This window comes from Micromonospora sp. 050-3 (assembly GCF_046549335.1).
GTDB classification, from domain to species: domain Bacteria; phylum Actinomycetota; class Actinomycetes; order Mycobacteriales; family Micromonosporaceae; genus Micromonospora; species Micromonospora trifolii.
Genome location: NZ_JAJPVX010000001.1, coordinates 2,685,414 through 2,711,519, shown reverse-complemented (window position 1 = coordinate 2,711,519; position 26,106 = coordinate 2,685,414). Strand labels below are relative to the sequence as shown.

The window sequence follows — 26,106 nt, the reverse complement described above, 5'->3', positions numbered from 1 at the left end:
TGTGCTCGAAGTTGTCGTCGGCCAAACCTGTGTGATGACGGGCGCGTCGATCAGGCACGTCAGGTGGTCAAGGAGTTGTCGTTCGAGCCTTACGCCGGGCGAGTGCGTCGCGGACGGCGAGAACGACGAGCGAGAGCGGCACGAACACCCAGAGCTGCAGCACTGTGTACCGGCGCAGTTCCCGGTCGATGTCGGCGCCTGCCAGTTCGGCTTCGAGGGCACCGGGTCGCATCAGCGCCAGCGCGTACAGGGACAGCGGTGCGTAGTTGAGACCTGCGCCGGTCAGCCACAGGCCGATCGCTCGGGTGCTGAGGCCGCTCGACGACGTCAGCAGCCAGATGCCCCACGTCACCATGAGAACCACGCCGACGAGGAACTCGGCCAGAATGATCCGCCGCCGGCGGGTGGTTCCTCGGCTGCCGTACATGTCGATGGCCGCCAAGCGACGCACGTTCATCAGAACGATGGTGCCACCGGGGGACAACCCCGTGCTGGCGGCGGCACCGCCAGCACGACCTGGTGATCCACTCGCGTTCACGGAAGTCGGGGTGTCCGGGGTCTAAGGACACCCCGACTTCACGAAACCCGAGTCGATCTTCGCCACCGCCGGCAAGACGGAACGGGGGCCACCGTCGCGGTTCGCAACGGCCGCCGCCGCGCCTATCCGGCCAGGACGGCCTTGAGGGCCGTGTCGAGTGCCTGGTCTGCCGGGACGGGTACGTCGGGGACCACTCCGACGCCTTCCCAGTTGGTGCCGGTGACGCTGTTGATGGTGCGGGCGGTCGGCACTGTCACGAGGATGTGTTCGGTGACCGGGTGGCGGGCCGTCGGGTGCGCGCCGCCGCGCGTCGTCTCACCGATGACGGCGGCCCGACCGTGCGCCTGAAGGGTGTACGCCACGTCCTCGCCGCCGGAGAACGTCGCCGCGCTGGTGAGCACATAGACCGGGCGGTCCGTGTAGCGCGGCGCGGGCAGGTGCGCGGTCGTCCAGAACTGGCGGGTGGCGCCGGTGGACCGCTCGTAGAAGTCGTTGAGGTGCACCTGGTCGTCGCGGAAGAAGTAGCTGCACCACATCGCGGCTCCCTCCGGTGTTCCGCCGGAGCACGCGCGCAGGTCCAGGACGAGCGCGGAGCTGAGGGCGACCAGTTGCATGGCCGCGCCGATCGCGGCGGCGCCCTCGTCGGCGTACGCGATGCGCCGCACGTCGATGAGCCCGACGTTGCCGTCCAGGTGCTCGACCCGCCGGATCCCCTGGTTCTCCGCCCTGAGCAGCGCGAGGAACGCGGCGCGCCCGCCGTCTTCGGCGGCTGGATCCAGCGACTGCGGCTGGTCCGACCACAGCAGCCGCAGATGCCTGTCCGGGCACACCTCCTGGAGGTGGACGGTCACCGTCTCGCAGAGCGCCGGCCCGTCCAGATTGTCGTACTCGCCTGCCGCGAGACGGCGCCGGATCGCGGCGTCGATGTCAGCGACCTTCTCCGGAAAGACATACCCGGCCTCGATCCGGTCCAGGGCCTGTCCGATTATCTGTTCGTTTGAGAGCACGGCGGGCAACGGTAGACCGCACACAAGCTCATGACCACCGATTTCCCGCCGGGATCAGGAGCGCGGCAGTATGCCCACGAGCGACGTGATGATCGCGACCCGCAGGGCTGTCCGTAGGTCGACATGGTGGACCGCGAGCGCCGGCTCTGACTCGTAGACGGCGAGCAGGCTCGGCGGCGGCGAGGTGTAGGCGGACAGCGCGCCACCCAGGATCAGGGCGTTCAGGCAGAACAGCTCGGCGTTGTCGCCGACCTCCGGTAGGTGCCGCCGGACGAGGTCGGCCATCACCGCGAGGTTGCCCAGTGAGGCCCGCTTGTGCCGGCGGACCGCCTCGACCGAGACGTTGTGCTCGAGCACCCCGCCCTGCGCGCCGAAGAGATCGCAGAGCACCGTCTGGGCGGCGAGCGACCGGCTGAGCACGTCGGCCGTCTGCTCCGCCCGTTCCATCGCCGGCCGGCCCAGGTCGACACCGTGGGCCAAGTCCTGGTCCAGCTCGGCCAGCCAGGTCGTCGTCCGGTCGTCCATCAGGTCGAGCAGCACCGCCTCGCGGGACTCGAAATAGCGCAGCACCGCCGTCTTGGCCAGGCCGACCCGCCGGCTCAGCTCGTTCAGGGTCACCTCGGCCACCGGCATCTCGTCGAGCATCGCCGAGGTGGTCTCCAGGATGGCCCGGCGCCGGACCTCACGCTGCTCCTCGCTGCGCGCCCGCTGGAACGTCATGTCGCCAACCCTAGCTTAGGTACCGGCGGTCCCTTGACAACGTACCGGCGGTACCTTACCGTTTTGGCATAAGTTACCGGCGGTACCTAAGGAGCCTGAGATGAAGTGGACCGAGCAGCAGATTCCGCGCCAGGACGGCCGGGTCGCCGTGGTCACCGGCGCCAACACCGGGCTGGGTTTCGAGACCGCCCGGCGGCTCGCCGAGCGCGGGGCGTCGGTCGTGCTGGCCGTGCGGGACACACAGAAAGGCAAGGCTGCCGCCGCCCGGATCAACGGCGACGTCTCCGTACGGGAACTGGATCTGACCTCGCTGGAATCGGTACGCGACGCCGCGGCCGGCCTGCGCGCCACCCACCCGCGGATCGACCTGCTGATCAACAACGCCGGCGTGATGTACACCCCGAGGCAGACCACCCGCGACGGCTTCGAGATGCAGTTCGGCACCAACCACCTGGGCCACTTCGCGCTCACCGGCCTGCTGCTCGACCTGCTGCTGCCCGTGCCCGGCTCCCGGGTGGTCACTGTCAGCAGCACCGGCCACCGCATCCGCGCCGCCATCCACTTCGACGACCTGCAATGGGAACGGTCCTACGGTCGGGTCGCCGCCTACGGCCAGTCGAAGCTCGCCAACCTGATGTTCACCTACGAGTTGCAGCGCCGGCTCGCCGCGCACGGCACCACCGTCGCGGTGGCCGCACACCCCGGCATCTCCAACACCGAACTGGCCCGCAACGCCCCGGCGGTCGTCCGCCGACCGCTCACCTGGCTCGCCCCCGTGATCACCCAGCCCGCGACGGCGGGTGCGCTGCCCACCCTGCGGGCCGCCACCGACCCGTCCGTCCTCGGCGGGCAGTACTACGGCCCCGACGGCGTGGCCGAGGCGCGCGGCTACCCGAGGCTTGTCACTTCCAGCCCCGAGTCCTACGACGTGAGCGTGCAGCAACGCCTCTGGGCCGTCTCGGAAGACCTCACCGGCGTGCGGTTCCCGGTGGGCCAGGTAGCCGCCACCGTCTGATCGTGCCCGAGTCGGGGACGCGCCGGCTTCACCAGACCCGAAACGATCAGGATGCTCGTCGGATCACTCGAAGAACTTGATGCTGAACCCGGTGTCGGCCGTCGGGCCGGGCACGTTGGCGCGGCGGTAGGTGGTGTTGCCCCACCAGCAGAAGGTGCCGGTGTACCAGTAGCGGTTCGCCCAGGAGTACGCGGTGCCCTTGGGCACGCCGTGGTACATCAGTGGGAACCTCGGCCCGGCGGGTGGGCTGGTGGCGATGTCGCCGTTGAGCAGCACGAAGCTGTGGTGGCCGGGGCCGTTGACGTGCAGGGTGGGATCCCAGCCGGCCATCATGGTGGCCCGGTTCGAGCCGAACAGGCAGCCGTTCGACTTGTACCAGTCCCACACGTACGTCGGGTCGCCGCCGGCGCGCAGCCGCAGGTCGGCGAGGCAGTACTGGTCGCTCCAACTGCCATTGGCGGAGTAGACGATGTGCAACTGCCCGTTAGGGTCCCTGATCGCCTCGGGGGACTCGTTGATGAACGGGTTGCCGACGACGCGCTCCCAGCTCTCGCGTGGTTGGGAGATGACGTACCGGCTGCCGGTTGGGGTGAGCGGGTCGCTCATGCGGCTGAGGTAGATGTTCTGTTCAATGTTGGTGTCGCCGGCCCAACCGGACCAGACGAACCACCGCTGACCGTTGAAGGTGAACAAGCTGCCGTCGATGGCCCACTTTCCGTCGGGCAGCGCGAGCTGCCTCTCGGCCGTGTATCCGCTGGCCGGCGACGCCGAGTGGATCGCGTACATGCGGTGTGCGGTGCCGCGCCCGGCCGAGAAGTAGATGTAGTAGCGGCCACCGTCGGTGACGATCTCCGGGGCCCAGACCTCACCGAGGTTGCGGCTGTCCGTCCACACCTGCCGCGCGGGTGCGGCGGCCAGCGCGTCGGGGGAGGCCGCCTGCCGGACGGCGATCCCGCCGTTGAGCGACTGTACGGAGATGTAGGTGCCGCCGACGCGGATCACGCTCGGGTCGGCGGCCCGCAGGCTGGTCTGCCCTGCCGCCGCTGGCCCGGCGCCGACCAGGGACAGGCCGGTGGCGAGCACGACGGTCAACAGGATGGGAAGGATTCGGTTACCGACGTTCACGATCGGGATTCCTCTCCTCGAACTCGGCTCGCCGGCGGCCGGCCCCCGGTCAGGTCGGATCCAGTCGTGCGGCCAGGGCGACAACAATCGACGCTCATAGATTAGGCCAGGAGTCGACGAGCCACAGCGTTGGTTGCCAGACCTGCCATTTCCACGCCTGCGAGCCGCGATGGGATCCTGCCTCGGGCTGGGGGTGGGCGTCAGCCACTTATCGCAGCGACGACTCGCGCAGAGCTTCGCGCGTCCATTCCGCGAAGGTCGTGAGGGGGATGCCGAGGGCCCGCGCGTACTCCGGGCGAGCGGGTTGGCCGGCGACGTTCATCAGATCGTGGGAGATGCCGGCCCACTCCGGCATCCCGGCGGCGACCGCCTCCTCCTCGGTCATGTCCGGCGCGGTCAGCTCGGCGCCCAGCGCGTCGGAGAGCGTCTTCGCGATCTCCGTCATCGTCAGGTGGTCGCTCGCCAGCTCCAGCTCGACTCCGTGGAACCGATCGGGATCGGCGATGGCCGCGGCGGCTGCGCGGCCGATGTCGTCGACCGCGACGAGGGAAAGTGAGGTCTGTGGCTTGAGGACTGTCGCCAGACCGCCGGCGACGCCCCGGGGGAGCAGGTAGGCCGCCGAGGGCAGGAGGTTGTCCATGAAGAAGCCCGGCTTGATGAGCGTCCAGTGCGGGAAGCCCGCCTCGCGTACGCGTTCCTGGATGCCGGCCTTGGTGGTGTAGTAGGGCTCCATGGCCGCCCACCGACCCTCGGCCCAGCCGGGCGCCTCGGTGTGCTGGCCGGCCCCGCTCACAGACGTGTGCACGAACTGCGGCACCTCGGCGGCCAGCGCAGCTTCGATCAGGTTGACGGCCTGCGCCAATTCGCCGGCGAAGTTGATGCTGTTGCCAGTCATCGCGGGCATCTGCACCGAGAAGACGGCCTGTGCTCCGCGCGCGGCCCGGACCAGCGAATCGCGATCGTCGAGGTCGCCGGTGACCAGTTCGGCCCCGAGGGCCTGGACGGCCCGCGCACGGTCGGTCGCGGGATCACGGACCAGAGCCCGGACGGGTACGCCGGCCGCGAGCAGGGCGCGAGCGGTGGCGCCGCCCTGCCTTCCGGTGGCGCCGGTGACCAGGACGGGTGCGGATTCGGTAGGCATGAGGGGTCTCCTGTCACGGGGTGAAGCATAAACGGCGGGATCCGCCGTTTATGCTTCGCTAAGATACGGCGGACCCCGCCACTTAGCAACCGTGAGGTGACGCCATGTCCGGCCAGCGAGCGGATGCCCGGCGCAACTACGCGCGTCTGCTGGCCGTGGCTGAACAGGAGATCGCCGCCCACGGCGCCGACGCGTCCCTGGAGCAGATCGCCCGCATCGCCGGAGTCGGCTCGGGCACCGTGCGCCGACACTTCCCCAGCCGCCACGCGCTGCTGGACGCCGTCTTCCGTGGCGTGATCGAGAACCTCGGCGCCCGCGCCCGGGAGCTTTCCGACGCCGCCGACGCGCGGGCCGCGCTGCTGGACTGGCTCGCCGCAGTCAACGGCAACGTCGCCACCATCAGGGGCCTGGCCATCGCGCTGACCCGCGACTGCACGGCCAACCCCACCGAGGCGCACGAGCACTGCGCCTCCGCGCAGCTCACCGAGGCGGGCGACCCACTCGTCCGTCGCGCCGTGCAGGGCGGCGCGGTGGCACCAGACGTGACCATCGCCGATCTGCTCGCGCTGATCACCGGCATCGCCCTGGCAACCGAGCACCACCGGGATCCCGCCGCCGCCGCGACCCGACTGCTCGACCTGGCGGTAGCGGGAATCAGCCCACGTCGAGGGTGACGTTTCTCCGCGGGGGCCGGGTGGCCGGTCGTCAGGGCGTGGCGGGCCGGGGTGCGGGGGCGAACGGGGCCAGGAGCAGATCGGTGAGGCGCCGCCTGGCGTCCTCGTCGCCGCTCAACCGCAGCGCACCCGACTCCAGCGCCGCGTCCATGGTGATCTCCTGGCCACAGACGGCCCGGAGGGTGTCGATGTCGGTGGTGAGGGCCGCGTCGGGGTCGGACGCGGTGCCACGCCGGAGCTGCACCGTCTCGCCGGCGACGTCGGCGAGGTACGTGTCGGAGTCGATGTGGAACGCGTAGCTGCCGGCGAGTGCCGGGGCTCGCGCCGGGTCGAACGCCGCCTTGATGCTGAGCAGCAGGGAGTCGACGCCGAGGGGGCCGTCGGGGAGTCGGGGGGACTGGCTTCCCCAGCGTCCGAACTGAAGGAGGATCGGCTCCAGGGCGCGGCCCCATTTGGTCAGCTCGTAGAGGTCGACCCGCGTCGGCGGGCCCAGGTCCCGCCGGTGCACCACGCCGTGCTCGGTCAACTGGCGCAGCCGCTGGCTCAGCACGTTCGGGCTCACGCCCGGTAGGCCGCCGAGCAGGTCGTTGAACCGCCGGGGGCCGAACCCGTCCGAGCCGCGCTCAGCGGCGGCCAGTAGCCAGCACGCCGAGTGAACGGGCTCCTGGTCGACGACCACCTGCAGAAATACGAGCGGGCTGTTCGACGGTGTCAGCCGCCGGCACGACTGGAGCTGATGTCCGCCGAACCCTTCGCCTCCGGTGTCGTCCTGCTGAAGTACCACCCGGCCTGACGGGCTCAGGTGGTGCGGTCGGGCACCACGCACCCGTCCGGGGCGCACATGCCCTCGGCCGCACCGACAACCGGCAGCGGCTGCGGCGTCGGGTGGCTCTCGGCCCACGCCTTGTCGATGACCGCGAGCAGGTCGTCGAGGCCGATCGCCCCGGGAACGGCGAAGCGGCCGTCGAAGACGAGGAACGGCGCGCCGCGTGCCCCGAGGCGCTGTGCCTCGCGCTGGTCGGCCGCCACGCGGGCCCGGTAGCGGCGGCTTCGCAGGGCGTCGGCGGCCCCGGCGCGGTCCAGACCCACCTCGGCGGCGAAGTCGAGGACCTCCTCGACGGTCCACAGCTTGCGGGCCTGCCCGAAGTGCACGCGGAACATCGCCGTCCAGATCTCGGCGCCGCGACCCTGGTCGGTCGCGTACGCGAGCAGTTCGTGAGCGAAGTCCGTCGGCCCGAGCGTGCGGTCCACAGCGTGGTAGGGCGTCAAACCCTCCGCCTCGGCCGCCTGCTCGATGGGCCGCAGGACCCGCTCGACGGTCGTCGCGGGAGCCCCCGCCATCGTGATCAGCTCCCGCTGGCTGACGCCTGCGCGGGGCAGGTCGGGATGTAGCTGGAACGACCGGTGGATCACCTGGACCTGATCGCCGTACGGGAGCCGGTCCAGGGCTTGGTGGAGCCGGTGGTCCATCAGCCCGCAGTACGGGCAGACGATGTCCGACCAGAACTCGATCTTCATGATGCTCCTCACTGATTCTTACTTCTTGTTCGTAGCGCCATGATGCATCAGAATCGGAGGGCCACAAAAGGTACATTCATGTGCGTAGCGCGGACTGCGCGGAGGGGGTGGCGGGGATGAGTGCAGGAGAACTTCGGCGCAGGCGCACCAACGTCCGGGGGAACGTCCGGGACGCTCCGGGGCCCTGCGCGCACTGGAACGACGAGGACGCCGACTTCATCCGCGAGGTCCTGGACCTCGTCGGCGACAAGTGGAGCGTGCTGATCATCGGCACGCTCGCCGACGGCCCCGTCCGCTACTCGGACCTGGGCGACGCGATCCCCGGCATCTCCCAACGCATGCTCACGCTGACCCTGAAACACCTCCAGCGCACCGGCCTCGTCACCCGGACGTCGTACCCCGAGGTGCCACCCCGCGTCGAATACGCCCTCACCGACCTGGGCAGGTCACTGCTCTCCACCGTCCTGGCCCTGGCGGCCTGGTCCGCCGACCACCACGCCGAGATCCGCCACCACCAGACGGCGTACGACAACCGCAGCGCGACCTGACCGACTCCTGCTCACAGTTGGTTGACGAGCACCCGGGTGGCCTGGGCGATGAGGGCGTCGTCGGGCGTGGTGTCCTTCTTGCCGCGGCTGGACAGCACCGCGAGCACGATCGGGGCGCGACTGGGCGGCCAGAGCACCGCGATGTCGTTGCGGGTGCCGTACCCGCCGGTTCCGGTCTTGTCCCCGACCACCCAGCCGGCCGGCACCCCGGCGCGGACCAGCGCCGCGCCGGTGGTGTTGCCCCGCAGCCAGCCGCGCAGCACGTCACGGTCCGCCGGTTCCAGGGCTTCCCCCACTGTGTACGCCCGGAGGTCGCGCACCAGGGCCCGCGCGGTGCTGGTGTCCCGCTTGTCGCCGGGTGTTGCCTCGTTCAGCGCGGTCTCGTAGCGGGCGACGTCGGTGACCGTGTCGCCGAGCGCGCGCAGCTTCGACTCGAACCCCGCCGGCCCGCCGAGGTGGCGCAGCAGCAGGTTGCCGGCCGTGTTGTCGCTGTAGCGCACCGCGGCGTCGGCGAGGGCGCGCAGGCTCATGCCCTCGCCGACGTGCTTCTCGGCGACGGGGGAGTGCGCCACCAGGTCCCGCGCCGAGTACCGCACCACCCGATCGAGTTGCGCGTCGGTGGTGCCGTCGAGCACCTCGGCGGCAGCGAGGGCCTTCCACGTCGAGGCGTACGCGAACCGATCGTCGGCGCGGTATTCCACGGTGCGGCCGGTGCCCGTGTCGACGGCGTAGATCCCCAGCCGCGACCCGAACTGCTCCTCCAGCCGCCGGAACTCCTGATCGGCGGCTGGCGACGGGGCGAGCGACACCTGCGGGCTCGGCGTCGTCGTCCCCGCCTCGCCGCCGCCGCTGCACCCCGCCAACGACAACACTGTCGACGCCGTGACCACCACGATCGCCAGCCGTCGGACCGAAACCGCCATCGTCGTTCCTCCTGAGGGTGCCGTCGGTCAGGGCAGGATCTCGACGTACCCGTCACTGCCGTGCACGCGGATCCGCTGCCCGTCGCGAATCAGCCGGGTGGCGTCGAGCACGCTGACGACAGCCGGCAGGCCATACTCCCTCGCGATCACCGCGCCGTGGGTCATCAACCCGCCGACCTCCGTCACCAGGCCGGCGATGCCGACGAACAGGGGCGTCCAGCTCGGGTCCGTGTGGGCCGTGACGAGGATGTCACCCGCTTCGAGGTCGGCCTGCGCCATGTCCAGGATGACGCGGGCGCGCCCTTCGACCGTCCCGGCGGACACCGGCACACCGGCCAGGGCGCCGGCCGGCACGTCGTCGCGTCGGTACGCGCCGGTGATGACCTCGCCGTCGGAGGTCAGCACCCGGGGCGGGGTGAGCGCCTGGTACGACCGGAACTCTTCCCGGCGTCGCCGGATCAGCTCGTCGTCCACCCGGTGCGAGCGCGCGACAGCGTGGAACTCCTGGAACGTGAGGTAGAAGACGTCTTCGGTCTCGTTGAGCACGCCGGCCCGCACCAGGCGTTCGGCCTCCGCCAGCAGAGCCTGCTTGTAGGCGAAGTAGCGGCTGATGATGTCGTACTTCGGGTACTCCCGATAGCCGATGAAGGCCCGCACCCGGTCGATCATCCGCGCGGTCTCGTCGGCCTTCTGCTGCCCGTCCGGCAGCGCCCGCAGGCGCGTCAACACCTCCTGGGCCTGCTCCTGCGCCTGCTGTCGGCCCTGCTCGAAGCGCCGGCGGGCCGCGCCCGGCTCGAAGAGCTTGACGTTGTCCAGGAGCACTGGCACGAGCGTGCCGGGGCGTTCGCTCCACCGCGGCCTGGTGATGTCGATCTCGCCGACGCAGCGCATGCCGTACCGGTCGAGGTACGCCTCGATGGCGGCCCGCGCCTCGGCCCCGCCCGCGACCTTCGGCAACTCGTCGAGGAAGTCGTCGTGCGCGACGTCCTGAAGGAACGCCACCACCTCCGGATGCGGACGGATCACGTCGGCGACGTCGAGCAGCGCCAGCCCCATCTCCGACGTGACGTTGCCGGGGGCGGACAGCGTGAGAGTGTCCGCGGCGTTCTTCTCGCCCAGCCACTCGTGCAGCCGGTCGTTGAGCCACCAGGTGGCCTCCATGCCGGCCATGATCGCCTGCATGTTCAGCGGATCACCGAGGACCCGCTTGTGCTCCTGAAAGGCCTCCAGCAGGAAGTCGAACAGGGCCGTACCGGTCACCGTCGCGATGTCGCGCCGCAGGGCGGCGATGGACGCCTCGCTGCGCTCGATCAGTTCGGCGACGACGGCCGGGTCGGTGTCGACCGAGGTGGACGCGCCGCCGGTCGTCGGCCTACCCGAACCGCCCTGGTCCGGGAGCGTCGGAAGGAAGTCCCGGCGGTCGAGGAGGGTCTCCAGCGCGTCCCGCATCAGCGGATCGTCGCGCCCCGCCATCGTGAGGAAGCCGGCGCGGCTGGCGGGGGAGGCCAGCAGCCGGGTGGCGTCGACGAACAACCTCCCGCCGGCCGCCAGCATCGGGGCCATGGCGGTCAGCTGCCACATGGAGAGCCCCAGCGGCCGCATCGCGTCGGTCATCATCTGCTGGTGGCCGACCGAGAGGTAGACGTGGTTCTCCTGGTCGTCGGCCGCCGGGATGGGGAACAGCGTGGTGATCGGCCGGCTCTGCACGATCTGGAACTCGTCGTCGATCAGGCACCACTCGATGTCCTGCGGACGGCCGAATTGCGCTTCGATCCGTCGCCCGAGCCGGACGAGCCGCAGCACCTGAGCCTGCGTCAGCGCCGGCTGCTCCTGCCGCTGCCTGTCGATCGCCACCTCCCGCGTCCCACCGCCCGGCAGCGCGGCGACGGCACGCTCTTTCACGGCGACAGTGCCGGCGACGACCTCACCGTCGCGCACCGTGAAGACGTCCGGGTTCACCAGGCCGGACACCAGGGCTTCGCCGAGGCCGAAGCTCGCGTCCACTGTCGCGACCTTCCGGTTGCCCGTCACCGGGTCCGCCGTGAACAGGATGCCGGAGGCATCCGGAAAAACCATCTGCTGTACGACGACAGCCATCTGGACGGTGCGGTGGTCGACGCCGTTGCGCAGGCGGTAGATGACGGCCCGCTCGGTGAACAGCGACGCCCAGCACCGGCTGACGTGCCGCAGGATCGCCTCCGGCCCCACCACGTTCAGGTGGGTGTCCTGCTGGCCGGCGAAGGACGCGGTGGGTGTGTCCTCCGCCGTCGCGCTGGAGCGCACGGCGTAGGCGGTCTGCTCGCCGAACCGGGCGAGCGCGACGGTGATCGCGGCGGCCAGGTCGCCCGGGATCGCTGTCTCTTCGACGCTACGGCGGATCTCCGCGCTGAGCGTGCGAATCGCCTCCCGGTCATCCGGGCTCAGGCGCGACAGCTGATCGAGCCAACCGTCGATCGACGGCGCCTGCTCCATCACCCGCCGGAAGGCGGCCGTCGTCACGCAGAACCCGGCCGGCACCCGGATGCCGTCGATCCGGGACAGCGCGCCCAGGTGCGCGGCCTTGCCGCCGACGACCGACACCTGCGTCTCGTCGACCTCTCGAAGATCCACCAGCGGTGCCTGGTCGCCGCGGTCCCCGTCCATCGACAACACACCCACGTCGCGCCCCCGTTACCTCGTTTGTGCTGGTCCGGCCGCCGATTCTGCGCCACGACCGGGGTCTTGCCGCAAGCCCCCAGGTGCGGTATACGTTAGAAGTGGCAGGGAGAGCGATCTCCTTGCCGCTTGCTTTTTGTCGGGGTTGCCGGGCCGCTCAGTCGTAGGGGAGTGGCCGCGGCTCGATACTCAGCCCCCGGCCGAGCTGCCAGGAGGCGGTCGGCCAGGCCGCGATGAACCCGGCTATCAGCCCGAGCTGACCGGCGAACCAGAACGTGGGGCTGTCGGGTCGCAGGGGTGGCTCCGGCAGGACCACGCGATGCGCGAGGGTCAGCCACACGAACAGCGCCACCTCGAACGCGGTGATGGTCAGCAGCTCGATCCTGCCGACGTTCGACAGTGCGTGCCAGACCTTCGTCAGGCTGCGACCCGGCCCGGCGAAGTACCGGAAGAGCACGGCGATCGTCACCGCCATCAGGTAGTCGCCGGCGTAGTCGACCCACAGCGGGTCCTCGGCCGGGTCGAATCTCACGGCGTACAGGGCGACCTCGGCGACGATGAAGCCGAGAGCGCAGTGGGCGCCGCAGCGGGACACGTGGGTGACGACGATGCCCCGGCGGGGCCGCCGCGGTTGACCCTCCTGCCGCCGCCGGAAGAACGACTCGGGCCGGCCCCAGTTCCAGTAGAGGCGGACGGCGGCAGGGCCGATGTAGAGGACGGTCACCAGCCAGACGATCTCCATGACCCGGACCGGCTGACGGTGTCCGCGCAGATAGGTGTCGGCCAGGACGACCGCGAAGCTGACGACACCGACCGCGAGCGAAGCCCACGAGAGCGCTACGAGCCAGGTAGGTTGCATCCGCGCCCCTTCCGCCAGCCGGGCGAGTCTTTCATGTCGTACTCGTTCGGATTGGCGGATCGGGCGTTCCCGCCTGCCGGAGCGGACGGATTCACTCTCCCCAGCCTGGCCTGGACGGTGGAGGGTTTATCTGGACATTTGAAGCACCCTGTGGGGCACCTCACAACTGTCGAGTGCCCTGTCAGGCCGGTATGGCGCGAGTGCGGTTGTACTCATCGCGGGTGATCGCATAAACGCGGGTCGGGCGGTTGCAGGAGGGGTCGATCGTTTCGCGGTCTAGCCGCATGCCGAGTTTCTGCATGACACGTTCAGATGCGTCGTTGCCGATCTGGTGAATGCTGAGGATCCGATCGAGTTCTCGATCGACGAACGCGAAGTGCAGCGCTGCGTGGGCGGCCTCGGTGGCGAAGCCTTGTCCCCAGTACGGTCTGCCCAGCCGCCAACCGATCTCGACCGCGGGCATAACCTCGGGCAGGAAGGTTGGGATCGCCAAGCCGGCAAAACCCGCCAGTTCGCTGGTCTGGCGGACCTCGACCGCGAACAGCCCGAACCCGTGTTCGTCCCAGGCGCTTTCGCAGCCGGCGATTCCCGCCGCCGTGCGTTCTGGATCGGCAGGCGTCCCGCTGCCGATCCACCGCATCACGTCCGGATCCGCGTTGATCGCCGTCATGGGCATGATGTCGTCATCGCGCCAACGGCGCAGCACGAGTCGTGGAGTTTCGAGTCTCGCCATCGTCCTATCTTTCATGATCCGCACCATCGCCGTCCGCCGCGGGGCGGATCGGGCCTGGTTACCGCTCGACTCTGCCGGAGGCCCGCGGCTCAGGCTCAGCGTGCGGTTCGCTCAGGTCGGTGAGGAGGCTGTGAATGCGCATCGGTATCGTTCGACCTCACGCGGCCAGCCACGTTCGGCAGCATCGGCGATGAGCTGTTCTTCGACGCGCAGCCGGTCTTGGAGCCTGGGGATGTGGTGGAGTCCGGGGAGGCGTGGCCGAGCCGGGTCATCAGTGTCAGATCCCGCATCCCGCCTTCGAACATGCGGGTGGCGTGAGTGTGACGCAACGCGTGCGGAGTCAACCAGGCGTCGCGGACACCTGCCCGCCCGGCAGCACGGGCGAACATCCGAACCAGTCCGTCGTAGCTGAGCGGCTCGTGGCGCCGCTGGCCTCGACCGCCGACGAGGAATACGTAGCCGGTCTCCGCGTCTGGAGGCCGTTCGTGCAACACGTAGTCGCTGACGGCGGGCAGCGCACGGCCCTCCAACAGGTCGACGGTACGGTCGCGACGCGACTTCTGCCGCACGCCGGCGGGATGGTCGGTGCGATTCCGGACCACGATGCGGCGCCGTCCGTACGAGATGTCCCCCAGGCGCAGGCCCAGCACCTCGCCCGGCCGCAGGCCGCCTTCCCACATCATCTCCAGCAGCGCCCGATCCCGTTGGGTGCGCAACGCCGTCAGCAGATTCGACGACTGCCGCAACGTGGTCCTGCACGAGACCGCTGACCCCGAGGTGATCGTGGTCGAATACGAACTGGTCGGCACCCATACGGCGACCGGGGTGACCGCCTCGGCGCCGTTTATCGGGGTGCTGCGGACCCGGGACGGCAAATTGGCCCACTGGCGCGAGTATCAGCACACCTTCGCCATTGCTCAGGCCGTCGGTCAGGCATAGAAGAGGCATCGCCGCGCTGGCAGACTCTCGGGCATGGTCGATTGGTTTGCGCGGGCCGACGTGGACGGCGGCGTCGTCCGGATCTCGGAGCCGCACGTCAACGAACTGCTGTCGGCGAACTTCTGGTGGTTGCGGGGCGACGATCGGGACGTCGTGATCGACGCCGGGCTCGGTGTCGTCGCCGTGCGGCAGGCGATTCCGGGCTTGTTCGAGCGCGATCCGATGGTCGTGCTCACCCACGCGCACCTGGATCACGTCGGTGGGGCGTCGGAGTTCGTGGACCGGGCTGCCCACCCCGAAGAGGCCGGGATTTTGGCGGCGGGCGTACCGGCGAGCCTGTACGGCGCGGAACTCTTCGACAAGCTGGGCATCGACGCTGCCGAAGAAGACATCCCGGAGCTCATGATCGACGTCCTGCCCGATGCCGGCTACGACCCGGCTGCCTACCGCGTCGCACCGATGACCCTGCACCGTCTGCTCGACGACGGCGACCGGGTCGATCTGGGCGGTCGGGTGCTGACCGTGCTGCACCTGCCCGGCCACACGCCGGGGAGCATCGCCCTGTTGGAAGAGCACACCGGGACCCTGTACTCGGGCGACATCATCTACGAGGGCGCCCTGATCGACGATCTGCCGAACTCCGACGTGGCCGCGTACCGGCGAAGCATGCAGGTCCTCGTCGACCTCGACGTGTCCCTCGTCCATCCCGGCCACGGAAACAGCTTTGACCGGACGCGCCTTCGCCAGTTGGCCGAGTCCTACCTGCGCAGGACGGCGTAGGGTGCGCCCTGCCGATCTTGACGGTGGGCTGCGCGGTTAGAGTGCTCGCCATGATCGAGGACGTTGTATGCCGCTGACGAATCCGTGGCTGTCGGAGCCCACGCCAGCGAGGCGGCTCGATCGCGAACGGCTTGAAGAGCGCCTGCTCAACCTGTTGTCGTCGCAGAACATGTGCGTGCTCGCGACCACGGGTCCGGACGGACCGCTGGCCACGCCGGTGCGGTACTACCCGCTCGGCTTCGCGGTGCTCTTCACCGCCGCGCCACGATCGCCCAAGATCCGCAACATCGCCGCCGACCCGCGCGTGTCCATCGGCATCTTCGCGCCGCTGGTCGGGTTGGCCAGCAGCCGCGGTGCCCAACTGTTCGGGACGGCCCGGGTGCTCGCTCCGGAGCACCCGGACCGCGCGCACTACTGGGCAGCGGTGCGATGGGAGAACGAGCACGCCGAGCGGGGGCGGGCGCTGTCCGAGCCGCCCGAGGACACGCTCGTTGTCGTCGAGGCGGAGCGGATCGTCTACACGGAGCACTGGCTGCGACGTGAGGGTTTCGCGCCACGTCAGTTCTGGCGTCGCGCCGCCAATGACGAAAGCTGACCTATTGCATAATTCGCTATGTGCCTCCCAAAAGGGAAACTTCGCGGCTGACCCGTAGCCCGGGTCGGTTGCTGGCCTTCAGCGACGGTGTCTTCGCGATCGCCGTGACGCTCCTGGTGCTGGAGATCCAACCGCCCCACGACTTCGGGCGCCTCGTCCAGGGGCTCGGTGCGCTGTGGCCCTCGTATCTGGCGTACACGCTGAGCTTCCTGCTCATCGGGCAGGTGTGGGTGAATCACCACGTCATGTTCGACCGCGTCCGGCACGTCGACCGGTGGGTCCTGTTCCTCAACACGTTGCTCCTGATGGTCATCGCGTTCCTGCCGTTCTCCACGTCACTGCTCGCCGACGCGTTGCGCGCGGAGCAGGGACTGCGTGCGTCGGTCGTCGTCTACGGCGGCACACTGTGGACGGCGGCGGCTCTCTTCAACATCGTGTGGGCGCACCTGCGCCGTGCCAAACTGCTGGACCCCGGCCTCGGTCCCTTCGGTGCGCGGGCCATCGGCCGCCGGTTCGCGCTCGCGCTGGTCTGGATCGGCTCCGGCATCCTCGTCGGCGCGTTCGTGCCAATCGCCGGCGTCGCCATCATCGCCGCGTTCCTGCCCGCCTACTACCTGCCCATTCGCGGCGAGTACGGCGAGGACGATACCTCCGCCGAGCAGCCGGCCGGGTAACTAGAGTCGCTGCCATGCGGATCAGGATCGACGGCACCGATTTCCCAGGTCAGCGTCCCGGTGCGGGGGCCGACGCGCTGCGGCGGGGCAACGTGCACGTCGGGGTTCAGCGCAAGGCCGAGGTGGTCGATCAGGTGCCGGCCGACGCGGCCAGCGCCACCTGGTCCTTCGAGGTGTCCAGCCGCGAGATCGACGGAGCGCTCGACGTCGGTGGCCCCTGGGTGCACGGCCGCCCCGGGGCGCGGTTTCTCTACCTGAGCTGGGGGGCTGTGACCCAGGACGGCTTCGCGATGTTCCGACGAGCGAAGTTGATGTTCACCGACGTGCCGACCGAGCTGCTGCGCGCCGCACACGAGGGCAACGCGACGCTGGTCGGCCGGGTTGGGTTGACCGATGCCGCCGGCGGGCCGATCTGCGCTCGGGTGCACCCGCCCGCCATCGCCTGGGCGGTGGAGTGAATGCCTTCGAGAACTAGCTGCCGAAGTCGACGCCACTGAGGGAGACGGAGCGGTACGCGGCGAGGTGTTCTGCCTGCGCGGTGATGGCCTTACGCGTGGCGTCCGACAGCCGGTGCCACGGCTGGACGGCGACCGTGAACGTCCTGCCGGACTTGCGGGGCCGCCAGGTGCCAACCAGCTCTCCGTCGACCAGGACGGCGCCGGGGCGACCCAGCACCGGCCACAGCTCCTTGGTGCGGGCGGCGTCCGGCACCAGCGTTGCCCGGTCCTTGGCCTGGAGGAACAGGTCGAACGGGCCGAGCAGACGGGTGACCCTGGCGTCGGCCGACTCCAGCGCCTCCTCGTCGGCGGCCAGCAGTGAGCGCACCTCGCGGTCGACCGTCACCTCGATGACATCGTCGGGCCAGCGCGCCTTCACGTCCTTCACCGGGGCGTCGAGATAGTCGGCCACCTGTTTCGGGGTGGCAGGACCCAGCAGGCGAAGATACGCGCGGATCAGGTCGAAGCGGTCGCCCGTTGCGGCTGCTTTCCTGAACCCGGTGATGCGCCGCAGGACCGGGGGTGAGGTGTCGAGCTGCAACTCCAGCCCGGCCCGCACGGCGGCGAGCCGGAACGGCATCTCGTAGACGTGCGTGGCGTCGCACGGCCGGCAGAACCGCAGATACGGCTCGGGCAGCATGGTGGCCAGCCGGCCGGACACGTCCCCCTTGACCGTCGGGGTGCTGACGATGGCCCGCATCCGTTCGGCGATCTCGTCAAGGGCCGCGAGGGTGTCGATGCCAGCGGCCTTCAACGGTTTCGCGGCGTCGTAGATGCGCTTGCCCGCGTCGGCCTCGGAGAAGGGTTCGACGGCGGCCGCCACCTTCGCAACGTCGGCCCGGCGGTAGAGGTGGGGAGCGCCCCGCACGGTCCACAGCAGGACCAGATCGGTGTTAGACGGCGCGGTCACGTCGACCCCGCGAACCGCCAGCGCCCACCGGCCGCCGTCCGGACCGGTGTTCTGCACCCCGAGGTCCAGGACGGCGGTGTCGGCGAGTGTGCCCTCGTCCCGGTCGAGCTGCTGGGCCCGGACCCGGAAGTTCATCACCTGGTGCCGATCGACCATGTCAGCACCCTAGTCGGGGCGGCGTTCCCGGTGGGTCCAGGCGCGCAGCGCCCATTCGACGGGGCCGTAGCGGAACCGCCGCAGCCACCACGAGCTGACCACCAGTTGCCCGGCGAAGATCACCAGTGCGATCAGCAGTGTCTGTGCCGGCGAGGTGCGGCCGACCAGGCCCCACCCGACGCCGGTGAAGACGAGCACGCACACGAGCGACTGGGCCAGGTAGTTCGTCAGGGCCATCCGCCCAGCGGGCGCGAACGCGTCCGCGACGCGCGGCCGCCGCGTGAACAGGCGCAGCAGGGTCGCGGCGTAGGCGGCAGCCAGGAACGGCGCGGTGACGATGCTGACCATCAGTCCGGTCAGGTTCGCCGTAGAACCACCGACCGCGAACACGACGGCGCCGGCCAGACCGATCGGATACCCCACCCGTTCGCACCGGCGCAGCAGGTCCTCGTGGGCGGGCACGGCGGCGAGCAGCCGGTGCTTGCCGGCGGCGAGGCCGACGAGGAACGCCGCGAACGCCAGGGGCCCCTGCACGGCGAGACCGCCGATCATCGCCGGCATCGACCGCAGGTGCTCCAGGACGACATCGCCGAGGCCGCCGCCCAGGGCCAGCGTCGAACGCGAACCGGCGCTGACCGCGATGGCCTCGTCCGGAACCAGCGAGGCACCGAGGACCGCGGCGATCCCGACCACCACCGCGATGCCGCCGATGATGGACGCCGCCGCGATCAGCGCGGTGCGGGGCTCGATCCGCCGGACCGCGAGCAGCACGAGACCGAGCAGCGCGTACGTGGTGAGGATGTCGCCATGGAACAGCAGCACCGCGTGCAGCACACCGAGGACGAACAACCCGGAGAGCCGACGCAGGAACGCCGGGCGGATCGCCGCGCCGCGCCGAGCCGCGGAGTCGAGTTGCAGGGTGAAGCTGTAGCCGAACAGAAAGGCGAACAGCAGGTACGCCTTCATCGCGAACAACAGCTCCACAGCGCCGGCGATCAGCAGGTCGACGGCGCCACGTGTCGGATCGTCGACCAGGTGGAAGTCGTAGCCGGAGCTGAAGTACGCGATGTTCACCAGCAGGATGAGCAGCAGCGCGCTTCCCCGCAGCGCGTCCACGGCGGTGATGCGGGCGAGGGTGTCCTCGGGCGAGGGCTGTGGGTGGCCGTCGCCCGGTCGGTCGAGCCCTGTCACATTCATGGTGTCCAGCCTCCGGAGCGTGGCCCGCTGCCGTGAAGTGTTTTCGTCACACGGGCTGTCGTGATGAAAAGGCCCCATCCCCGGGCAGGGGGAGGCGATTCCCTCCGCGCGGCGATCCGCTCGTCCCGCCGTTCGGCCACGGTGATCTCAGAGGTGCCAACGCCCGCCGCTGATGGAGACGACGCCGTGACTCGAACATCACGTACGACGACAATGCCCGCCCCGCCACCGCCGCCGCCCTGGGCCCGCCGAGCCGGTCACGTGGCGTGGATCGCCCCCGTACTGGGGTTCATCCCGCTGCACGTGCCATGGATCCTCGGCATCCCGCTGTTCGCCAATCCCGGTCCGTTCCGCGAGTGGTACCACGGTCGCGGGCCCGGGGTGGGGGACCACCCCGTCGACGGTTTCCTGGGCCTGCCGGCCGGCGCGTTCTACCTGGGTCTGCTGTGCGTGCTCGCCGGGCTCGGCGGCGTACTGGCGCTGGGGCTCATTCAGGACTGGGGCGCTGTCTTCCCCCGGTGGGTGCCGTGGCTGCGCGGACGTCGGGTGCCACAGTGGTTGCCGCTGACGCCAACGGTGCTGGGATCCGCCCTGATGATCGGGTATTCGGTGACCCTGCCCTGGCAGTTCGCCACGGATCTGAGGAAATCCAGCGCGGACGACATCTTCACCCCGACCGGCGTCCTGATCGGCCTCCCGCTCCTGCTGGCCTGGACTGTCGCGCTGCCGCTGGCCGGTTGGTCCTACTACCGCCGTACCCGTCTGCCGCGAGGCCAACGGCGGCGCTGGTCGGCGGCAGTGGAGGACCGACCAGCGCCGCGGTCCGGGTGGCCCAGGATCGGGTGACGGCCTCAGGCCACCAGGGAAACTCGCCCGTTGTCCAGGTCGTAGCGGGCGCCCACCACGCGCAGCGCGCCCTCGTGCACCTTGTCGGCGATGATGGTGCTGCGGGCGCTGAGCGCCCGCACCTGGGCGGCGATGTTGGCGCGCACCCCGTTCTCGACCGGGTCGCCGGGCTGGTCCAGCACCGGCTCGACAACCGGGCGCAGGGCGTCCACGATGGTTCCGATGTGCCCGGGCGCCGTACCGCCGGTATGGATGGCGTCGATGGTGGCGGTGATCGCGCCGCAGCGTTCGTGGCCGAGGACGACGATCAGCAGGCTGCCGAACTCCTCCACGGCGAACTCGACGCTGCCGAGCAGCAGGTCGTCGACGATGTTGCCGGCCACCCGGTTGTCGAACAGGTCACCCAGCCCCTGGTCGAAGAGCACCTCGGGGGCCACCCGGGAGTCCGCGCAGCCGACGGTGATGGCGAACGGGTGCTGGCCGGCGGCGAGTCGGTGCAGGTCGGTCAGGCCCTGGTGCGGGTGCCGGCCGTGGCCGGAGGTGAACCGCCGGTTGCCGGCCTGTAGCCGACGCAGCGCCTCGGTCGGCGTGTCGACGGGGTTGTCGGCGGGCGCGGCGGTGGCGGCGGACGGGCTGGCTGCGGCCGCGCCGAGCGCCACGGCGGCGGCGCCACCGGCGGTCAACAGCGAACGGCGGGACAGGTGGGAACGTGCCACGATCATCTCCCTGGGGTGAGGCATCTCGTCTCTTCCTACCAGCCCGCCGTCCACATAGGTGATTGCCGTGCGGTGGCCATTGGGCGACGGTGACACGCCCCTGCTCCTTCGCCACCGCGACCAACAACACTGACGGGTTGACCTTGACACCGTGACAAGGTCTTCACTGAGGCGGAAGGGGTGATTCCGATGACCACGCCGAAACAGGACATGAACGCGATGAGGGTCCTCCGCGGGCTGGAGAACAGCGATTCGTCGGTGCGGCTGCGCGCGGCACTGACTGTCGGCACGACCCCTGACCCGCAGCTCATCGACACGCTCATCGAGCGCTGCGCGGTCGAGCCCGAGTTCTCCGTACGTGAGATGCTCACCTGGGCACTCCTGCGCCACCCAACCGAACTGACCGTCGCGAAGCTCACCGACGAGCTCCGCTCGGAGCGTGCGCAGGCCCGAAGTCAGGCGTTGCACACGCTGTCCAAGATCGGGGACCGGCGAGCCTGGCCGGCGATCACTCGGGCGCTGCTGACCGACGCCGACGACGAGGTGGCGCGAAGCGCCTGGCGCGCAGCGGTTGTGCTCGTACCCCCCGGCGGAGAGCCCGAGTTGGCCGTGGTGTTGTCGACACAGTTCGGGCGGGGCGGGCGGGAGATGCAGTTGAGCCTCAGCCGGGCGCTCATAGCGCTCGGCGAGGTGGTCATGCCGATCCTGCGCGCCGCGATGGCGGATCCCGACCCGCGCGTACGCGCGCACGCGGTCGCCACGCAGCGGCTGATGCGGGATCCGGATGCCGGTTTCGAGTTCGCGATCGAGGCCGCGAAGCGTGTCGTCGCCCTCGGCTCGACGGGAGAGAAGGGATGACGCCAGGTGTTGATCGGTGAGGTGGCGCGACGGTCCGGCGTCAGCGCCCGCATGCTCAGGCATTACGACGCGCTCGGGCTGATCCGGCCCACTGGTCGCACCGGTTCCGGCTATCGCGAGTACACCAGCGAGGACATCCGGCTGATCTTCCACGTCGAGAGCCTGCGGTCGTTGGGCCTGTCGCTACGCGACGTGCGCCGCGCGCTCGACGATCCCGGCTTCACACCCGCCGAACTCGTCGACGACCTCATCCGGCGGACGCGACTCCGCATCGCGGACGAGATGGAGCTGCTCACCCGACTCCACCAGATCGGTGCCGCGGACCCCACCGACTGGGAGGACGTCCTTCAGGTCGTCACGCTCCTGCGGGCACTGGGGTCGGAGAGCGCGGGCACCCGCCAGCGCGCCGCCCTGTCCTCGGTCGGTGAGGGTCCGGTGCCGGTGGAGGCACTTGTCGAGGCGGTGCTGAGCGAGTCGGACCCGAACGTCGCCGGAGCCCTGCGCTGGGCGCTGGCGCAGTCCGGCGACGGCGGGGTGGCGCCGCTGGCCGAGGGCCTCGGCTCACCAGAAGCCGAGGTACGCAAGCGTGCCGTCCAGTCCGTCGCCGAGATTCCGCACGCTGCGGCGACCGACGTGCTGCGGGACGCCCTCGCGCACCCCGATCCCGTGGTCCGCGGGTACGCGGCTCTGGCGCTCGGGGCACGCGGAGTGGCGGACGCGCTACCCACGTTGGTCGGCATGGTCTTGGAAGAGACCAGGGACGTCGACGCCGCCGACGCGTTGAGCCTGCTGGCGGCCAATCCCGCGCTGGCAGACCAGATCACGACAGGGCTCGTGGCCTGCCTCGGGCGGAGTGGCGTCGCACCGTCTGCACGGAGACGGCTGACCGAGGCGTTGGCGGACATCCCGGGAAGCGCCGCCGTACGCGCCCTCACTGACCTGTCGCGCGACGAGGACCGGGCCGTCGCACTGACGGCGACCTCCATCCTCGCGCTCCGTGACGTGGCTTCACCAGGACCAAACACTGTGGAGTAGTCCAGAGCGGGCGGGGCACCGAGCGAATTGATCATCGTTGGGACTTCGACTATCGTCCGCGTCCGTGAAATCTTCCCGTCTTGCCTCCGCCATGTTGATCCTTGCCGTTTCGGCCGCCCTCGCCGCCTGCGGCGACGCCGACAAGGCGACGACCGCCGGATCCACCACGCCCGCTCCCACCTCCGCAGCCCCGTCCGCTGTGGCCACCTCCGCTGCCGCCCCTCCGGCCTCGTCACCCGCCGCGGGCACCGCGAGCGACAAGGAACTCTGCGAATCGGCGAAGAAGGCCAGCGACGAGATGAGGGTGGAGCTGGTGAAGGTCGCCACTGCCGGCGAGCCGTCGGCCGCGGACTACCAGAAGATCCTGAGCGATCTGGACAAGAAGGTGACAGCGGTCGCCGCGAGCGGGGACGGCAAGCTGGCCGCTGCCCTGCGTACGTTCGGCGCCGAGGCGGCCAAGGCCGCGGCCGCGGCGGACCCGGCGACCGCCGCCGACAATCCGGTCTTCGAGAAGGCCGGCAAGGACATCTCCACCGCGTGCAAGGCGTTCGGCGTCAACCTGGTCCTGTGACCAACGTGGTGCGATGACGGACGGCCCCCACGCCTGAGCGTGGGGGCCGTCCGTCGACAGCGGAGGCGGTGGTCAGCCGCCGGCGAAGGTCGTGTCGACGCCGCACTTGGCGTTCTGGTTGAGGCAGGACTTCACCAGGTCGCCGAGACGCTCCGGCTCCCAGGCGTTCATGAAGTCGCCGTGCATGGATGACGGCTTGCCGGAGGAGAGGCTGAGGCCGTCACCGCCCAGCGACTCGTAGTTGACCATGAAGGAGAGATCCGGCACGGCCACCGGGTACTTACCGGTGCAGACGCCGTTCACCGGGTCGCCCATGTGCGACTTGTGATCGGGTGAGTCGATGTTCTTGCCGTCCCAGCAGTCCTTGAACACGAGCTGGAAGATCAGGTTGCCGCCGGGGGCACACTTCGGCCAGTTGCCGTCGGCGCTGCGGCCGACCTCGGCGCTGCCCGCGCACCAGAACTGGTTGCTACCGGCGTTCTTCGGCGTGTCGACCTGCCGCTTGGCGTCGCCTTCGACCACCACCAGGCCCGGCGGGAAGGGCTTGACGGTCGACGGGTCCTTGACCCGCGAGCCGTAGTAGATGCGCATGCTCTTGATCGGCACGGCCTTGCCGTCCTTGCGCAGCTCCGGGGTCCAGTAGGCGCTCTTGTCCCCGGGGGCGTTGCAGGTGTTCGCCGCGGCGAACAACTTGTCCGTCGTGGTGAAGGCGTCGATCTTCGGGCCGAAGAAGGTGTGCATGTGCGAGGCGCCCGCGAGGCCCGGCAGGACGATCGGGTCGTCCGGGGCGGAGTTCGCGACGCCGCAGTCGGTGTGGAACTCCGGCACCCGGGTGGTGCCCGGTGGCACCGCCTTCGGCTTGATGGCGTTGAAGGCAGCCAGTTCCTTGTTCCACTTGGCCTGGTCGACGGGCACCCAGCCGCCGGCCGGCGCGCTCGGCGGGACGGACGTCGACGGGGACGCGGACGCGGACGCGGTGGAACTCGGCGTGGCCGACGGGGCGGTCGACGTGCTCGGCGTGGCCGACGCGCTCGGCGACGTGCCCGTCGCGGGGCCGAACGTGAACCAGTTCAGGTTCACGAAATCCGACTTCGAGGCGCTCTTCATGACCGCGAAGACGGTCTGCGCCCCGGCCGGCACAGCGGATGCCTTCGCGGTGACGGTCGTCCATTTCTGCCAGCCGCCGGTCTGGGCGATCGGGAAGCCGGCCAGCAGTTGACCGTCCTGCGCGCCGAGGCGCAACTCGACAGTGCCGCCGGCGGCGTTGTGTGAGGCGACCCGGGCCGTCAGGTCGACGCCAGTTACCGACACACCGTCGAAGCGCAGCCAGTCGCCGCTGGCCAGCCAGCCGACGTTCCGGCCGCCGTCGGCGTCGCCGGTGCCCTCGGTCTGCGCCCCGGACTGTGCCGCGAAGGCCTCTGCCTGCACCCGGCCGGGCACGGCGACCTCTTCGGCCTGGGCGCCGGCGATGTAGATGCCGCTGCCGGCCAGCGCGGCGACGACAGCGGAGGCGAGCGTGATACGAGTGACGCGACGACGCTTTCGCGCCCGATCCGGCGGTGCGACGTGCGCGGGGGGAGTCCGCATTACCAGTGGTTTCCTTCGAGTCGACGACAAAGCTCCTGTCGGAAGGAGTATGTGCACGTCAGGGACCTTCATCAACTTGTGGGGAAAGAATTAAGGAGGCCGGTCGACAAGTGCCCTGGCAGCCAGCGCGGCGGCTCCGAATGACAATTTTTCGCTCGTACAGTCTTAAGTTTCTTTTAAGTCCCGTCGCACCGTTCTGGCCCAATGATTACGACTTTTGCCTAACGAATTGTGGCCGAATTCTCGGCCTCAGTCGCCGACCGGTTCGACGCGGATGGCCGGCGACAGCGCGCGCAGGAAGTCGGGCGCGTCGAACATCTCGCCGGCGGAGGCGACGCCGCTGGTCCTGGTCTGACCATCGAGGACACGCCGGACCGCCTCCACGGCCAGGGGCGCGCTCACGGCGTAGATGTCCCGGCCACTGGCCACGACGCGGCGGCGCGTGTCGCCGCGACGCACGATGACGTCGACGGTGAACGTCTGCGCCGACCGGCCCCGCCCGTCGACCGCGACCGGCGCCGCCGCGGCGGTCAGGTCGGTGGCGGCGTCGACGGTCATGTAGGTGCGGACCTCGGGGATGGCCAGGTGACGGGGGATGGTGACGACGTCGGCCATGGTGAACTCCCCGAGGACGGTGCGCCGGCCCAGCGGCGCAGGGAAGTCCCAGTCCACCCTCGGTAGTTCCCCACCGGAGTGGTACTCCAGCCGGCCGCCGGTGTAGCGGACCCGACGGCCGGCGCGGCGCTCGCGGGAGACGACGCCGGCGGCGACAGTCCCGGCCGTCGGGTGCCAGCTGCTCAGTCCGTACGCGACGTGCGCCTCGTCGGCCGACGTCCAGTCGCCCATCGCCGTCGTCGCGAGCAGGTCACCGAGCCCGCCGAAGAAGGCCATCGCCGGGACCACAGCGACACCGGCCGCCCGGGCGCGCTCGCCGAAGTGCGCGAACGTGTCGAGGTTCGCCTCGATCTCGGCCGCCACGTCCACGTACGGGATTCCGGCGCGCAGCGCGGCCTCGATCACGCCGGGAGCTGTCGACGCGAACGGACCGGCGCAGTTGATGACCGCGTCCACGCCGGTCAGCGCCGCGTCGAGCGAGGCCGGATCGTCGACCGACGCCACCCGATAGGTGAGCCCGAACGCCGCCAACTGGCCCGGGTCGCGGCCCACCGCCAGCGCGTCGAACCCGCGCTCGCGTAGCTCCGTCATCACGAACCGTCCGGTGTGCCCGTACGCTCCGAACACCGCCACGTTGTGGCCCATCGCTGCCCCCTCGAAGATCGACTGGGTCC

General features: G+C 70.1%; 29 protein-coding genes. 12 read left to right on the top strand and 17 right to left on the bottom strand.

The window, feature by feature from the left end:
- Window positions 1-67: 67 nt before the first annotated feature.
- The 3 genes from ACLJOK_RS12410 to ACLJOK_RS12400 form a co-directional block, all read right to left on the bottom strand.
- Window positions 68-457, bottom strand: coding sequence for a hypothetical protein (locus ACLJOK_RS12410; protein ID WP_410818445.1), 390 nt, complete (start codon window positions 455-457; stop codon window positions 68-70).
- A gap of 203 nt (window positions 458-660) precedes the next feature.
- Window positions 661-1,545, bottom strand: a complete 885-nt coding sequence (locus ACLJOK_RS12405) for a S41 family peptidase (RefSeq protein ID WP_410818443.1) — start codon at window positions 1,543-1,545, stop codon at window positions 661-663.
- A gap of 54 nt (window positions 1,546-1,599) precedes the next feature.
- Entirely contained in the window at window positions 1,600-2,265 is a 666-nt protein-coding gene (locus tag ACLJOK_RS12400) for a TetR family transcriptional regulator (RefSeq protein ID WP_410818442.1), read from the bottom strand.
- A gap of 100 nt (window positions 2,266-2,365) precedes the next feature.
- Here ACLJOK_RS12400 and ACLJOK_RS12395 point away from each other — a divergent pair, with 100 nt between their 5' ends.
- Entirely contained in the window at window positions 2,366-3,280 is a 915-nt protein-coding gene (locus tag ACLJOK_RS12395) for an SDR family NAD(P)-dependent oxidoreductase (protein ID WP_410818441.1), read from the top strand.
- A 63-nt stretch (window positions 3,281-3,343) separates the two neighbouring features.
- Here the strand turns inward: ACLJOK_RS12395 and ACLJOK_RS12390 are convergent, their stop codons facing one another.
- Both ACLJOK_RS12390 and ACLJOK_RS12385 read right to left on the bottom strand, forming a co-directional pair.
- The gene (locus ACLJOK_RS12390) at window positions 3,344-4,405 is read right to left on the bottom strand and encodes a glycoside hydrolase family 43 protein (RefSeq protein WP_410818439.1); all 1,062 of its coding nucleotides are present in this window, start codon (window positions 4,403-4,405) and stop codon (window positions 3,344-3,346) included.
- Window positions 4,406-4,613: 208 nt separating this feature from the next.
- Window positions 4,614-5,546, bottom strand: a complete 933-nt coding sequence (locus ACLJOK_RS12385) for an NmrA family NAD(P)-binding protein (RefSeq protein ID WP_410818438.1) — start codon at window positions 5,544-5,546, stop codon at window positions 4,614-4,616.
- 104 nt (window positions 5,547-5,650) lie between these two features.
- Between ACLJOK_RS12385 and ACLJOK_RS12380 the strand changes: the two genes are divergently transcribed.
- A complete protein-coding gene (locus ACLJOK_RS12380; protein WP_410818436.1) occupies window positions 5,651-6,220 on the top strand; it encodes a TetR/AcrR family transcriptional regulator in 570 nt (189 codons plus the stop codon).
- Between the two features lie 31 nt (window positions 6,221-6,251).
- Here the strand turns inward: ACLJOK_RS12380 and ACLJOK_RS12375 are convergent, their stop codons facing one another.
- Both ACLJOK_RS12375 and ACLJOK_RS12370 read right to left on the bottom strand, forming a co-directional pair.
- Window positions 6,252-6,899, bottom strand: a complete 648-nt coding sequence (locus tag ACLJOK_RS12375) for a winged helix-turn-helix transcriptional regulator (protein ID WP_410818435.1) — start codon at window positions 6,897-6,899, stop codon at window positions 6,252-6,254.
- Window positions 6,900-7,018: 119 nt separating this feature from the next.
- Entirely contained in the window at window positions 7,019-7,738 is a 720-nt protein-coding gene (locus ACLJOK_RS12370; RefSeq protein ID WP_410818433.1) for a DsbA family protein, read from the bottom strand.
- 116 nt (window positions 7,739-7,854) lie between these two features.
- On the opposite strand from ACLJOK_RS12370, the gene ACLJOK_RS12365 reads away from it, so the two are divergent.
- Entirely contained in the window at window positions 7,855-8,286 is a 432-nt protein-coding gene (locus tag ACLJOK_RS12365; RefSeq protein ID WP_410818432.1) for a winged helix-turn-helix transcriptional regulator, read from the top strand.
- A gap of 11 nt (window positions 8,287-8,297) precedes the next feature.
- On the opposite strand, the gene bla is transcribed toward ACLJOK_RS12365, so the two are convergent.
- From bla to ACLJOK_RS12340, 5 genes are all read right to left on the bottom strand, one after another.
- Window positions 8,298-9,209, bottom strand: a complete 912-nt coding sequence (gene bla, locus ACLJOK_RS12360; RefSeq protein ID WP_410818430.1) for a class A beta-lactamase — start codon at window positions 9,207-9,209, stop codon at window positions 8,298-8,300.
- 27 nt (window positions 9,210-9,236) lie between these two features.
- On the bottom strand, window positions 9,237-11,852 hold the full coding sequence (gene rph, locus ACLJOK_RS12355; protein ID WP_410818429.1) for a rifamycin-inactivating phosphotransferase: 2,616 nt from the start codon (window positions 11,850-11,852) through the stop codon (window positions 9,237-9,239).
- Window positions 11,853-12,021: 169 nt separating this feature from the next.
- Window positions 12,022-12,723, bottom strand: coding sequence for a DUF4396 domain-containing protein (locus ACLJOK_RS12350; protein WP_410818427.1), 702 nt, complete (start codon window positions 12,721-12,723; stop codon window positions 12,022-12,024).
- Window positions 12,724-12,904: 181 nt separating this feature from the next.
- Complete coding sequence (locus ACLJOK_RS12345) at window positions 12,905-13,456, bottom strand: GNAT family N-acetyltransferase (protein ID WP_410818426.1); 552 nt, start codon at window positions 13,454-13,456, stop codon at window positions 12,905-12,907.
- A gap of 95 nt (window positions 13,457-13,551) precedes the next feature.
- Window positions 13,552-14,172 (bottom strand): tyrosine-type recombinase/integrase, encoded by a 621-nt coding sequence (locus ACLJOK_RS12340; RefSeq protein WP_410818425.1) that lies wholly within the window; start codon window positions 14,170-14,172, stop codon window positions 13,552-13,554.
- Between ACLJOK_RS12340 and ACLJOK_RS12335 the strand changes: the two genes are divergently transcribed.
- The 5 genes from ACLJOK_RS12335 (at window position 14,165) to ACLJOK_RS12315 (ending at window position 16,902) form a co-directional block, all read left to right on the top strand.
- On the top strand, window positions 14,165-14,395 hold the full coding sequence (locus ACLJOK_RS12335) for a nuclear transport factor 2 family protein (protein WP_410818423.1): 231 nt from the start codon (window positions 14,165-14,167) through the stop codon (window positions 14,393-14,395). The genes ACLJOK_RS12340 and ACLJOK_RS12335 overlap by 8 nt on opposite strands.
- A gap of 33 nt (window positions 14,396-14,428) precedes the next feature.
- Complete coding sequence (locus ACLJOK_RS12330; protein WP_410818421.1) at window positions 14,429-15,175, top strand: MBL fold metallo-hydrolase; 747 nt, start codon at window positions 14,429-14,431, stop codon at window positions 15,173-15,175.
- Window positions 15,176-15,242: 67 nt separating this feature from the next.
- On the top strand, window positions 15,243-15,770 hold the full coding sequence (locus tag ACLJOK_RS12325) for a pyridoxamine 5'-phosphate oxidase family protein (protein WP_410818420.1): 528 nt from the start codon (window positions 15,243-15,245) through the stop codon (window positions 15,768-15,770).
- A gap of 20 nt (window positions 15,771-15,790) precedes the next feature.
- Window positions 15,791-16,444, top strand: a complete 654-nt coding sequence (locus ACLJOK_RS12320; protein WP_410818418.1) for a TMEM175 family protein — start codon at window positions 15,791-15,793, stop codon at window positions 16,442-16,444.
- Window positions 16,445-16,458: 14 nt separating this feature from the next.
- Complete coding sequence (locus tag ACLJOK_RS12315) at window positions 16,459-16,902, top strand: DUF5990 family protein (protein ID WP_410818417.1); 444 nt, start codon at window positions 16,459-16,461, stop codon at window positions 16,900-16,902.
- Window positions 16,903-16,915: 13 nt separating this feature from the next.
- Here the strand turns inward: ACLJOK_RS12315 and ACLJOK_RS12310 are convergent, their stop codons facing one another.
- Complete coding sequence (locus ACLJOK_RS12310; protein WP_410818416.1) at window positions 16,916-18,007, bottom strand: winged helix DNA-binding domain-containing protein; 1,092 nt, start codon at window positions 18,005-18,007, stop codon at window positions 16,916-16,918.
- A gap of 9 nt (window positions 18,008-18,016) precedes the next feature.
- A complete protein-coding gene (locus tag ACLJOK_RS12305; RefSeq protein WP_410818414.1) occupies window positions 18,017-19,204 on the bottom strand; it encodes a DUF418 domain-containing protein in 1,188 nt (395 codons plus the stop codon).
- Between the two features lie 186 nt (window positions 19,205-19,390).
- Here ACLJOK_RS12305 and ACLJOK_RS12300 point away from each other — a divergent pair, with 186 nt between their 5' ends.
- Window positions 19,391-20,050: a hypothetical protein gene (locus tag ACLJOK_RS12300; protein WP_410818412.1), complete on the top strand. Its 660-nt coding sequence runs from the start codon at window positions 19,391-19,393 to the stop codon at window positions 20,048-20,050.
- A gap of 5 nt (window positions 20,051-20,055) precedes the next feature.
- Here ACLJOK_RS12300 and ACLJOK_RS12295 read toward each other — a convergent pair whose 3' ends face one another.
- Complete coding sequence (locus ACLJOK_RS12295) at window positions 20,056-20,772, bottom strand: carbonic anhydrase (RefSeq protein ID WP_410819340.1); 717 nt, start codon at window positions 20,770-20,772, stop codon at window positions 20,056-20,058.
- Between the two features lie 183 nt (window positions 20,773-20,955).
- Here ACLJOK_RS12295 and ACLJOK_RS12290 point away from each other — a divergent pair, with 183 nt between their 5' ends.
- From ACLJOK_RS12290 to ACLJOK_RS12280, 3 genes are all read left to right on the top strand, one after another.
- Window positions 20,956-21,624: a HEAT repeat domain-containing protein gene (locus ACLJOK_RS12290; protein WP_410818411.1), complete on the top strand. Its 669-nt coding sequence runs from the start codon at window positions 20,956-20,958 to the stop codon at window positions 21,622-21,624.
- Between the two features lie 6 nt (window positions 21,625-21,630).
- Window positions 21,631-22,659, top strand: coding sequence for a HEAT repeat domain-containing protein (locus ACLJOK_RS12285; protein WP_410818409.1), 1,029 nt, complete (start codon window positions 21,631-21,633; stop codon window positions 22,657-22,659).
- Window positions 22,660-22,723: 64 nt separating this feature from the next.
- Entirely contained in the window at window positions 22,724-23,230 is a 507-nt protein-coding gene (locus ACLJOK_RS12280; protein ID WP_410818408.1) for a hypothetical protein, read from the top strand.
- A gap of 72 nt (window positions 23,231-23,302) precedes the next feature.
- On the opposite strand, the gene ACLJOK_RS12275 is transcribed toward ACLJOK_RS12280, so the two are convergent.
- Entirely contained in the window at window positions 23,303-24,817 is a 1,515-nt protein-coding gene (locus ACLJOK_RS12275; RefSeq protein ID WP_410818406.1) for a DUF1996 domain-containing protein, read from the bottom strand.
- A 249-nt stretch (window positions 24,818-25,066) separates the two neighbouring features.
- Window positions 25,067-26,077, bottom strand: coding sequence for a saccharopine dehydrogenase family protein (locus ACLJOK_RS12270; RefSeq protein ID WP_410818405.1), 1,011 nt, complete (start codon window positions 26,075-26,077; stop codon window positions 25,067-25,069).
- Between the last annotated feature and the right edge of the window lie 29 nt (window positions 26,078-26,106).

Coding starts and splice junctions, on each gene's coding strand:
- bla (WP_410818430.1), bottom strand. CDS start 9,209: ATGGCGGTTTCGGTCCGACGGCTGGCGATCGTGGTGGTCACGGCGTCG.
- ACLJOK_RS12400 (WP_410818442.1), bottom strand. CDS start 2,265: ATGACGTTCCAGCGGGCGCGCAGCGAGGAGCAGCGTGAGGTCCGGCGC.
- ACLJOK_RS12315 (WP_410818417.1), top strand. CDS start 16,459: ATGCGGATCAGGATCGACGGCACCGATTTCCCAGGTCAGCGTCCCGGT.
- ACLJOK_RS12270 (WP_410818405.1), bottom strand. CDS start 26,077: ATGGGCCACAACGTGGCGGTGTTCGGAGCGTACGGGCACACCGGACGG.
- ACLJOK_RS12305 (WP_410818414.1), bottom strand. CDS start 19,204: ATGAATGTGACAGGGCTCGACCGACCGGGCGACGGCCACCCACAGCCC.
- ACLJOK_RS12395 (WP_410818441.1), top strand. CDS start 2,366: ATGAAGTGGACCGAGCAGCAGATTCCGCGCCAGGACGGCCGGGTCGCC.
- ACLJOK_RS12330 (WP_410818421.1), top strand. CDS start 14,429: ATGGTCGATTGGTTTGCGCGGGCCGACGTGGACGGCGGCGTCGTCCGG.
- ACLJOK_RS12325 (WP_410818420.1), top strand. CDS start 15,243: ATGCCGCTGACGAATCCGTGGCTGTCGGAGCCCACGCCAGCGAGGCGG.
- ACLJOK_RS12275 (WP_410818406.1), bottom strand. CDS start 24,817: ATGCGGACTCCCCCCGCGCACGTCGCACCGCCGGATCGGGCGCGAAAG.
- ACLJOK_RS12295 (WP_410819340.1), bottom strand. CDS start 20,772: ATGATCGTGGCACGTTCCCACCTGTCCCGCCGTTCGCTGTTGACCGCC.
- ACLJOK_RS12365 (WP_410818432.1), top strand. CDS start 7,855: ATGAGTGCAGGAGAACTTCGGCGCAGGCGCACCAACGTCCGGGGGAAC.
- ACLJOK_RS12410 (WP_410818445.1), bottom strand. CDS start 457: ATGAACGTGCGTCGCTTGGCGGCCATCGACATGTACGGCAGCCGAGGA.
- ACLJOK_RS12290 (WP_410818411.1), top strand. CDS start 20,956: ATGACCACGCCGAAACAGGACATGAACGCGATGAGGGTCCTCCGCGGG.
- ACLJOK_RS12370 (WP_410818433.1), bottom strand. CDS start 7,738: ATGAAGATCGAGTTCTGGTCGGACATCGTCTGCCCGTACTGCGGGCTG.
- ACLJOK_RS12345 (WP_410818426.1), bottom strand. CDS start 13,456: ATGGCGAGACTCGAAACTCCACGACTCGTGCTGCGCCGTTGGCGCGAT.
- rph (WP_410818429.1), bottom strand. CDS start 11,852: ATGGACGGGGACCGCGGCGACCAGGCACCGCTGGTGGATCTTCGAGAG.
- ACLJOK_RS12310 (WP_410818416.1), bottom strand. CDS start 18,007: ATGGTCGATCGGCACCAGGTGATGAACTTCCGGGTCCGGGCCCAGCAG.
- ACLJOK_RS12380 (WP_410818436.1), top strand. CDS start 5,651: ATGTCCGGCCAGCGAGCGGATGCCCGGCGCAACTACGCGCGTCTGCTG.
- ACLJOK_RS12385 (WP_410818438.1), bottom strand. CDS start 5,546: ATGCCTACCGAATCCGCACCCGTCCTGGTCACCGGCGCCACCGGAAGG.
- ACLJOK_RS12350 (WP_410818427.1), bottom strand. CDS start 12,723: ATGCAACCTACCTGGCTCGTAGCGCTCTCGTGGGCTTCGCTCGCGGTC.